Raw genomic sequence first — 8206 nt, forward strand, 5'->3', positions numbered from 1 at the left:
GGCCGCCGGGCACGCTCAGTGGTGGAGGGGTCGGGTCAGTAGACGTCGACGATGGTGGCGTCGAGGTTGTACTCCTCGGCGATCTCGGCGAGCACGCCCTCGTCGTACAGGGCGCGCAGGCCCTCGGCGACGGCCTCGCTGATCGGACCGTCCTTCACGGTGAAGACGCCGAACGTGGTGTCGGTCGGGAAGACATCCCCGGCCACGGCCAGGCTGCCCTCGTTCTGGGTCTCCATGTATGCGGCGGCGACGTTCGTCTCGATCAGCGCGTCCGCGAGCCCGTTGATCACGGCGAGCACCGTCTCGGCGGTCTTCGGGTAGCTCTGGATCGTCATCTGGTCGTCGGCGCACTCGCCCTCGTTGAGCGCCTGCAGGCTCGCTTCGTTCGAGCTCGCGGCCTGTGCCGCGACCGTGAGGCCGCAGAGGTCTGCCTGCTCCGAGATCGAGTCGGCGTTGTCCGGCGTGGTCAGGATGGCCGGGCCGGCGTTCATGACCGGGGCCGCGTCGGCGACGGCGAGGCGCTCCTCGCTCATGTAGAGACCGCCGAAGATCATGTCGCACGTGCCCGACTGCAGGCCCGGCATCAGGCCGTCGAAGCTCGTCACGACGAAGTTCGTCGCGACGCCCCAGTGCTCCGCCAGCGCGTTGATTCCGTCGGCGTCGAAGCCGATGATGTCCCCGTCGCTGCCGTTGGCGTAGTACTCGAGCGGAGCGTACTCCGGGTCGATGCAGGCCGAGAGCTGGCCCTCGTTCACGAGACCCTCCGGTGCGGTGCTCGCCGCGCCTGTGCCTGCGGGCGCGGTGGACGTCGGAGAGCCTGCAGAGCAGCCCGCGAGCAGGACGATCGCTGCTGCGGCGGCGGCGAGAGCGCCAAGTCGGTTCTTCATCTTCACTCCATCGGGAAGGGTCGGCGCCGGGTGGCCGCCGAGACCCATGGTGCCGCGAACGCTGCGGCCTGTCAAACAACTTTACGCAGATCGCGCGTTTCTCGCGCATTTCTGATCGGTTACATCCGCCCGGTAGTGCCTGATTCGCCCGGAGTGGCGGTTCTCTGTGCATATCTGCGGTCGGACATCAGGCGCATCCTCTACTGTGGCGACATGGACGCCCTCACCGAAGCAGCCGTCCAGCTGCTGCGCCGCGACGGCCGCCTCTCGTTCAGCGAGATCGCGCGCCAGCTCGGCACGACGCGCACCGCGGTCACCGCGCGCGTCGGCCCGATGCTCGAGTCAGGCGCGCTGCGGATCCTGGCCGCCGTCCACCCCCGCGTACTGGGCCTGCACTCGCTGGCCCACCTGTCATTCCGCGTCGCAGGATCGACGACACCGCTCATCAAGCGCATGGATGAGCTCGGCTCCCCCGTCTTCATCTCCGAGACCGTCGGCCCGTTCGAGGTGGCCGCAGAGGTGCACACCCGCGACCGGCGCGAGCTGCAGTCGGTGATGCGCACGCTGCGCGGAGCCGAAGGTGTCGTCGACATGCAGCTGGCCATCTACGAGCACGTGCTCAACAGCTTCTTCCTCGGTGCCGAGCCCACGGACGAGCAGCACCTCGACCAGGCTGACCTCGCTCTCATCTCGGAGCTGCAGCGCGACGGCCGGCTCGGCTACGCGGAGCTCGCCGCAGCCAGCGGGCTCTCGATCACAGGCGCGCGCGGCCGTGTGCAGCGGATGCTCGACCACGGCATCATGCGGATTGGCGCGGTCGGGCAGCGGTCCGATTCGTCGCGCAACCTGGTCTTTGGCCTCGGCATCACGGTGCACGACGGCGGCGAGCGCGTCGCCGATCTGATCTCCGCACGGCCCGGCCTCGAGTTCCTCGCCCGCACCTACGGCAGGTTCGATCTCGTCGCCACCGTGCCCTTCGCATCCTTCGACGACTTCCAGGCGCTCGTCGACACCCTGAGAGAGATGGAGGGCGTGCGAGCGGTCGACGCGTGGCTGCACGCGCGCATCCGTCAGGAGCGCTACCAGTTCGCGCAGCAGCTGCCACTGCCAGAACACCCGCACTGACAGGCTGACGCTCGCCGTTCTGGAGCCGATCGAGCTGACGCGCGGTGGCGGGCACCGACGTTTCAGCGGGCGGCCGGGGATCTCGCCGCGTCGACCAGCTTGGTGAGCAGCGCTCGCAGCTGCGCACGCTCCCTCGCGTCGAGGGCTCGCATCGCGGTCGACTCCGAGGTGACCGCGTCGACGAGTCGCGCACGGGTCTCGGCGCCAGTCGGCGTCGGCGCCAGCAGCTTGACGCGGCGATCCGATCCCGTGGCCCGCTTCGCCATCCCGCACGACTCGAGCTCGTCGGCCACACCTGTCACGTACGAGGCGTCGACCCGCAGCCTGTCCGCGATGCGCCGCATCGGCATCGGCTCCTCCAGCAGGAGCAGCACGCGCGCCGTCGACGCCGTGAGCCCCATGGGCTCTGCGGCACGCGTCAGGTCGGCGCCCGCGAGCGCCGCGGCTCGGTGCGTGAGCATTGCCAGCTCGCGCGTCTCCTGCAGGGCGTTCAGGTCCGTCACGTCGTCAGGGTACTTGGGGAAGTCAATGCTTGATCTGGTCAAGCATCTGCCAGATCATGGCGTCCTGACGACCTCAGCCGTTGGGGCCGACCGAAGGAGGAGCCATGACCAACACATCGGAGCCCCAAGCGCCTGCAGCGCGCACCGTGCCGCCATCAGCGCATGAAGCGCCCCGGGAGCGCACGCGCGGGATGCCCGAGCTCGTCAGGCGCGGCCTGATCGCCGCCGGCATCGCGACTGGCGTCAACCTCACGATCCTCGGAATCGCAACCGCTGCTGGCGCATCCATGGTCGTGGTGCAAGGCGGAACGGAGATCGCCGTAGGCATCATGCCCGTGCTCGTCGCGACATTCGCGCCCCTCGCCCTCGCGACAATCGCGGCATGGCTGCTCGCCGAGCGCTGGCCACGCTCGACCCGGATCCTGGCGTGGACGGGACTCGTGGCCGCTGCCGCGTCGACCATCCTGCCGCTCTCCGGGGCGCTCGACGCGGGCACTGGCATCGCGCTCGCAGTCATGCATCTCGTCGCGGGCGCGAGCTGGTTCGCTGCCCTCGTCTCGCACCGCCGACGGTGAGCAGACGGCGGCGCCCATTCGATCCCGAAAGCGCGATGGGCCGGCGATCGCTCGCCGGCCCATCGCTGCGGTCGTCCTAGAACCAGCCGAACAGCACTGGCAGGTAGGTGACGCCCGCGAGGAACGCCAGGCAGATGCCGAACCAGGGCAGCATCGCCGGGATCGCTTGCGAGATCGAGATCTTCCCGATCTTGCACGACACCAGCAGGCAGAGGCCGACGGGCGGCGTGAGCAGGCCGATGCCGAGGTTCACGACCATCACGAGGCCGAGGTGCACGGGGTCGATCCCGACCGCCGTCGCCACGGGCAGCAGCAGCGGCACGAAGACGATGAGCGCGGCGTTCGTCTCGATCACGGTGCCGACCAGCAGCAGCAGGATGTTGATGAACAGCAGGATCAGCAGCGGGTTGTCGGTGATGGCCAGCAGCGCCCGCGTGATCTGCTGCGGGATCTGGCCCGAGATGAGCGCCCACGAGTACATCTGCGCTGCCGCGATGACCAGCATGATGACGCCGACGAGCATCCCCGACTCGCTGAGCGAGTGCACGAGCTTCTTCCACGTCATCTCGCGGTGGAGGAAGAACCCGACGATGAGCGCGTAGACCACCGCGACGGCGCCGCCCTCGGTCGGCGTGAACGCGCCGATGCGGATGCCGCCGATGATGACGACCGGCAGCAGCAGCGACCAGCCCGCGCGGCCGAAGGCCCGCATGACGTTGCCGAAGCTCTCGCGTGCCTCGGCAGGCTGCTTCTGGATGACCGCGAAGATGTATGCCGCGAGCATCAGGACGATGACGAAGACGACGCCGATGATCAGCCCGTAGAAGAAGAGGTCGGCGATCGACGCCTGCGCGAGCACCCCGTAGACGATGAGGTTGATGCTCGGCGGGATGGTCACGAACATCGCACCGGCGGTCGCCATCACCGACACCGCGTAGGTGCGCTTGTAGCCGCGCTTGACCATCTGCGGGATCATCAGCCGGCCGACGTTCGACGTGTCGGCGACCTGCGAACCCGAGATGCCGCCGAAGATCGCGGTCGTGAGGATCGTCACATGCGCCAGCCCGCCTCGGATGGAGCCGACGATCGCATATGCGAAGTCGACCAGCCGCTGCGTGATGCCGGAGGCGTTCATGAGCGCACCAGCGAGGATGTAGAGCGGGATGGCCATCAGCGGGAAGCTGCGGATGCCAGCGATCATGCGCTGCGCGGTGACCTCGAGCGGCACGGCCGAGAAGAACTCCAGGCCGAACATCGAAGCGAGCCCGAGGGCGACACCGATGGGCGCGCCGATGAGCAGGAGGAGCGCGAACGCGCCGAGCAGTGCGTACGGCATGGTCAGTCCTCCTTCGAGCGGTTCGGGGCGGATGCGTCGCCGGGCTCGCCCGGATCGCGCCTGCCGCTCGGCTCGGCCGCCAGCTCGTGCTCGAGCTCCTCGATGAGCAGCTGGTCTGGGTCCTCGAAGAGCACCGTGATGCGCCCCATCGTGAACAGCACCGAGCGCTCGATCGAGAAGATCACCGACAGCGCACCGCCGACGATGACGGCTGCGTAGACCCACGAGACCTTCGCCGGGATGCCCAGTCCACCGGAGATGCCGGCCAGCAGCTGGCGGTCGGCAGGAGGGAGCAGGTTGATCGTGAGGACGATCAGCACCGCGAACATCAGCACGTTGAGCGCCGCGACGGCGATCGCGATGGACTTCGCGACCGTGCCGGAGAAGCGCTTCGTGACGAAGTCGAGCGTGAGGTGCTCACCGCGGCGCAGGCCGAGCGGGATGGCGAGCATCGTCACCCACACGAAGATGCTGATCGCCAGCTCCTCCGACCACACGGTCGGGCTGTTGAGCACGTAGCGAGCCGCGACCTGGATGAAGATCACCAGCGCGATCAGCGCCAGGCCGATCGCGACCATCCACGAGACGACCTTGTCGACGAACCCCAGGATGCCTCCGGAGAGCCCTTCCGGGCTCGGCATCCATCTCCGCTCTTCCATCGCGGCCTCTCCCTTGAATCCACGGCTGCGCAGCCAGCGCTCGGATCGAGGCGCGACATGCGAAGTGCTCACTGGTCAACCAGTACTGAGTGACTGGTCTACCAGTGAGAGGAGAGAACGCGCAACCAGCGGGGCGAGATTGGCCGAAATACTGCTCGTTTTGAGCATTACTGGTTGACCACTTGACATCCGCGGTGCGCATCTTCCACAATCAGACAGCGCAGCCACCCGCACACGGGTCACGCAGGAACGCCACTCAAGGGAGAGACATGCAGCTCGACGCGATCACCATCGCCATCGTCGGATCCGGGTACATGGGCGGCGGCATCGCTCAGGTGTTCACCCAGGCTGGCGGACGCTGCGTGCTGATCGACGCCGACCCGAGCCGCGCCGAATCTGGGCATGCTCGCGTGATCGCTGAAGCCAAGGAGCACGCCGCCCGCGGGTACATCTCCGACGCGCAGGCGGCCGCGGTCGAGTCGAACCTCTCATGGGCCCCCTCGCTCGCCGAGGGCGTGCAGGGCGCCGACATCGTGCTCGAGGTGGTGTTCGAGGAGATCGGCGTGAAGCATGCCGTGCTGCGCGAGATCGAAGCCGCCGTGGCCGAGCACGTCATCATCGCGACGAACACCTCCGCCATCCCGATCGGCGACCTCGCCGAGGTGCTCGAGCACCCGGAGCGCTTCCTCGGCGTGCACTTCTTCAACCCCGCCACGCTGCTGCCGGGCGTGGAGGTCATCCCGCACGCTGGGACGGATGCAGCCCTGCCCGACCAGCTCGTCGAGCTGCTCGCGCAGACCGGCAAGGAGCCGGCCGTCGTGGTCGACTCCCCCGGATTCGTCTGCAACCGCCTGCAGTTCGCGCTCTTCCGCGAGGCTGCGCGCATGGTGGAGGACGGCGACGCCACCGCGGAGCAGATCGACACGATCGTCCGCGCGTCCTTCGGCTTCCGCCTCGCCCTCTACGGCCCGTTCGCGGTGGCCGACATGGCGGGCCTCGACGTCTACGCCAACTCGTACGTCTCGCTCGAGAAGGCGCTCGGCGAGCGCTTCTCCGTGCCGCCGTCGCTCAAGGAGCGGGTCGACGCCGGCGACCTCGGCATCAAGACCGGTGGCGGCTACCTCGGACTCAGCGAGTCCGCGGCGCAGGAGATGATCGCCGCTCGCGACAACGCCTACAGCGAGCTCGGCAAGCTGCGTCGCAGCCTGCAGGCGGCAGAGCGCTGAGAGCATGACGCCATGAACGAGACCGAAGCCCAGCCACCGTCCGCCTCGACCGGCAACGTCCGCGCGGAGATCATCCATGCGCTCTCAGCGCGGATGTTCGCGGGCGACGACCTCGCCGGCTCGAAGCTGCCCAGCGAGCGCCAGCTCGCCGAGGAGCTCGGCGTCGGACGAGCGCAGGTGCGGGAAGCGATCCAGTCGCTCGGCCTGCTGGGCATCGTCGACATCCGGCACGGTGACGGCACCTACTTGCGTGAATCTGGTTCCGACCTGCTGCCGCGCGTCATCGAGTGGGGGCTGTTCCTCGGCGAGCCTCGCGTGCTCGACCTCATCGAGGCCCGCCAGTACATCGAGGTCGCGCTCGCCGGCCTGGCGGCTCGACGCGCGACCGACGAGGAGATCGAGCAGCTGCGCGCGTCGCTCGACGCCATGGATCGAGCGTCCGGCGACGAAGCCGCCTTTGTCGAGCTGGACGTCCAGTTCCACCGCGTCATCGCATCCGCAGGCCGCAACACCGCGCTCGCGGACGTCCTCTCGAACATCACCTCCCTGCTGCGCGTCTGGATGGCCCGGTCGCTCCGTGCCGCCGGAGAGACCACGAGCTCGCACGGCGAGCACGTCGCGGTGGTCGAGGCGATCGCCTCCCGAGATCGACGTGCCGCGGAGTCCGCGATGCGTCAGCACATGCGCCAGGCCGAGCGCCGGCTCAAGCGCACCCTCGGCGACGCACCGTCGCAGATCCAGGCCCGACACCTGCCCGACTAGACCCCAACACGACACCGGCTCGGGTGGTTCGCCTGCCGAGGTGGCTGCGCCGCGCCCTTCGGGGCACCAACACACAAGGAGAAATCAATGAAGATCCGATCCAACCGAGTCGCGACGGCCGCCGTCGCCACGCTGGCGGTCGGCGCTGTCGCGCTCACCGGCTGCTCGTCGTCCCCCGATGCGGCGGCCCCCGCGGCAGACGGCTCGATCACGCCCATGGCCCTCACGCTCGGACACGCGTACGCGGTCGACAGCCTGCAGCACCGTGCCGCTGAGCAGCTGGCCGAGGAGGTCTCGACGCTCAGCGACGGCGCCATCACCGTCGAGGTGTTCCCAGCCGCGCAGCTCGGCAGCTGGGAGGAGATGCAGGAAGGCCTGGAGATCGGCTCGGTCAACATGGTGATCGAGAGCCTCGGCTCGCTCGAGCGCTACACCGACCTGGCCGCGATCGAGGGCGTGCCGTTCCTCTACGAGGATGCGGAGCACTTCTTCGAGGTCTGGGACGGCCCGATGGCTGAGGACATCCTCTCGACCGTCCGCGAGGACTCGGGCTTCCAGCTGCTCGGCGCGCTCTACCGCGGCGGCCGCCAGCTGAACTCGACGCGCCCGATCGAGTCGATCGGCGACCTCGCCGGCCTCAAGCTGCGCGTGCCGAACCAGCAGACCTACATCGACACGTGGCAGGCGCTCGGCGCATCGCCGACGCCGATGGCGCTCAACGAGGTCTTCTCCGCCATGGAGCAGGGCGCCGTGGAGGGCCAGGAGAACCCGATCGACGTGGTCCGTTTCTCGTCGTTCTACGAGGTCGCGCCGTACGTGACCGAGACGAACCACCTCTACGGCAACTTCCACTTCCAGATGTGGGGCGACACCTTCGACGGCTACCCGACCGAGGTGCAGGACATCCTGCGCGAGGCCGCCGACACGGTGTCGGCCACCTACCGCGAGACGTCCATCGCCGAGGCCGAGGCGAACCGCCAGTTCCTCGTGGATGAGGGCGTGGAGTTCTTCGAGATCGACCTCGAGGAGTGGCGCGAGCCGGTCGCCGACCTCGTCGGCGCTGCCGACCCGCAGGTCCAGGAGTGGGCCGAGGAGATCCAGGCCCTCCGAGGCTGACCAACCGTCGCGCGGCC

At 68.6% G+C, this 8206-nt stretch carries 9 protein-coding genes; 5 read left to right on the forward strand and 4 right to left on the reverse strand.

What is annotated here, in order from left to right:
- Window positions 1–35 precede the first annotated feature (35 nt).
- The gene (locus tag ABD106_RS08270; RefSeq protein ID WP_343919252.1) at window positions 36–887 is read right to left on the reverse strand and encodes a transporter substrate-binding domain-containing protein; all 852 of its coding nucleotides are present in this window, start codon (window positions 885–887) and stop codon (window positions 36–38) included.
- Between the two features lie 213 nt (window positions 888–1100).
- On the opposite strand from ABD106_RS08270, the gene ABD106_RS08275 reads away from it, so the two are divergent.
- Window positions 1101–2012, forward strand: a complete 912-nt coding sequence (locus ABD106_RS08275) for an Lrp/AsnC family transcriptional regulator (protein WP_343919254.1) — start codon at window positions 1101–1103, stop codon at window positions 2010–2012.
- Between the two features lie 62 nt (window positions 2013–2074).
- On the opposite strand, the gene ABD106_RS08280 is transcribed toward ABD106_RS08275, so the two are convergent.
- A complete protein-coding gene (locus ABD106_RS08280) occupies window positions 2075–2515 on the reverse strand; it encodes a MarR family winged helix-turn-helix transcriptional regulator (protein WP_343919256.1) in 441 nt (146 codons plus the stop codon).
- A gap of 191 nt (window positions 2516–2706) precedes the next feature.
- Between ABD106_RS08280 and ABD106_RS08285 the strand changes: the two genes are divergently transcribed.
- On the forward strand, window positions 2707–3090 hold the full coding sequence (locus tag ABD106_RS08285) for a DUF6069 family protein (protein ID WP_343919258.1): 384 nt from the start codon (window positions 2707–2709) through the stop codon (window positions 3088–3090).
- 76 nt (window positions 3091–3166) lie between these two features.
- Here ABD106_RS08285 and ABD106_RS08290 read toward each other — a convergent pair whose 3' ends face one another.
- On the reverse strand, window positions 3167–4426 hold the full coding sequence (locus tag ABD106_RS08290; protein ID WP_343919260.1) for a TRAP transporter large permease: 1260 nt from the start codon (window positions 4424–4426) through the stop codon (window positions 3167–3169).
- 2 nt (window positions 4427–4428) lie between these two features.
- On the reverse strand, window positions 4429–5085 hold the full coding sequence (locus ABD106_RS08295) for a TRAP transporter small permease (protein WP_343919262.1): 657 nt from the start codon (window positions 5083–5085) through the stop codon (window positions 4429–4431).
- A gap of 269 nt (window positions 5086–5354) precedes the next feature.
- On the opposite strand from ABD106_RS08295, the gene ABD106_RS08300 reads away from it, so the two are divergent.
- From ABD106_RS08300 to ABD106_RS08310, 3 genes are all read left to right on the forward strand, one after another.
- Window positions 5355–6311 carry a 3-hydroxyacyl-CoA dehydrogenase family protein gene (locus tag ABD106_RS08300; RefSeq protein WP_343919264.1) on the forward strand — a complete coding sequence of 319 codons (957 nt, stop codon included), beginning with the start codon at window positions 5355–5357 and terminating at the stop codon, window positions 6309–6311.
- 12 nt (window positions 6312–6323) lie between these two features.
- Window positions 6324–7073, forward strand: a complete 750-nt coding sequence (locus tag ABD106_RS08305; RefSeq protein ID WP_343919266.1) for a FadR/GntR family transcriptional regulator — start codon at window positions 6324–6326, stop codon at window positions 7071–7073.
- 87 nt (window positions 7074–7160) lie between these two features.
- Entirely contained in the window at window positions 7161–8189 is a 1029-nt protein-coding gene (locus ABD106_RS08310; RefSeq protein WP_343919268.1) for a TRAP transporter substrate-binding protein, read from the forward strand.
- Window positions 8190–8206: the final 17 nt, after the last annotated feature.

It is taken from the genome of Agrococcus citreus, from assembly GCF_039527715.1.
GTDB classification, from domain to species: domain Bacteria; phylum Actinomycetota; class Actinomycetes; order Actinomycetales; family Microbacteriaceae; genus Agrococcus; species Agrococcus citreus.

What these genes read in the sequence shown, in the direction of transcription:
- ABD106_RS08270 (WP_343919252.1), bottom strand. Translation starts at nt 887, where the DNA reads ATGAAGAACCGACTTGGCGCTCTCGCCGCCGCCGCAGCAGCGATCGTC.
- ABD106_RS08275 (WP_343919254.1), top strand. Translation starts at nt 1,101, where the DNA reads ATGGACGCCCTCACCGAAGCAGCCGTCCAGCTGCTGCGCCGCGACGGC.
- ABD106_RS08285 (WP_343919258.1), top strand. Translation starts at nt 2,707, where the DNA reads ATGCCCGAGCTCGTCAGGCGCGGCCTGATCGCCGCCGGCATCGCGACT.
- ABD106_RS08290 (WP_343919260.1), bottom strand. Translation starts at nt 4,426, where the DNA reads ATGCCGTACGCACTGCTCGGCGCGTTCGCGCTCCTCCTGCTCATCGGC.
- ABD106_RS08295 (WP_343919262.1), bottom strand. Translation starts at nt 5,085, where the DNA reads ATGGAAGAGCGGAGATGGATGCCGAGCCCGGAAGGGCTCTCCGGAGGC.
- ABD106_RS08300 (WP_343919264.1), top strand. Translation starts at nt 5,355, where the DNA reads ATGCAGCTCGACGCGATCACCATCGCCATCGTCGGATCCGGGTACATG.
- ABD106_RS08305 (WP_343919266.1), top strand. Translation starts at nt 6,324, where the DNA reads ATGAACGAGACCGAAGCCCAGCCACCGTCCGCCTCGACCGGCAACGTC.
- ABD106_RS08310 (WP_343919268.1), top strand. Translation starts at nt 7,161, where the DNA reads ATGAAGATCCGATCCAACCGAGTCGCGACGGCCGCCGTCGCCACGCTG.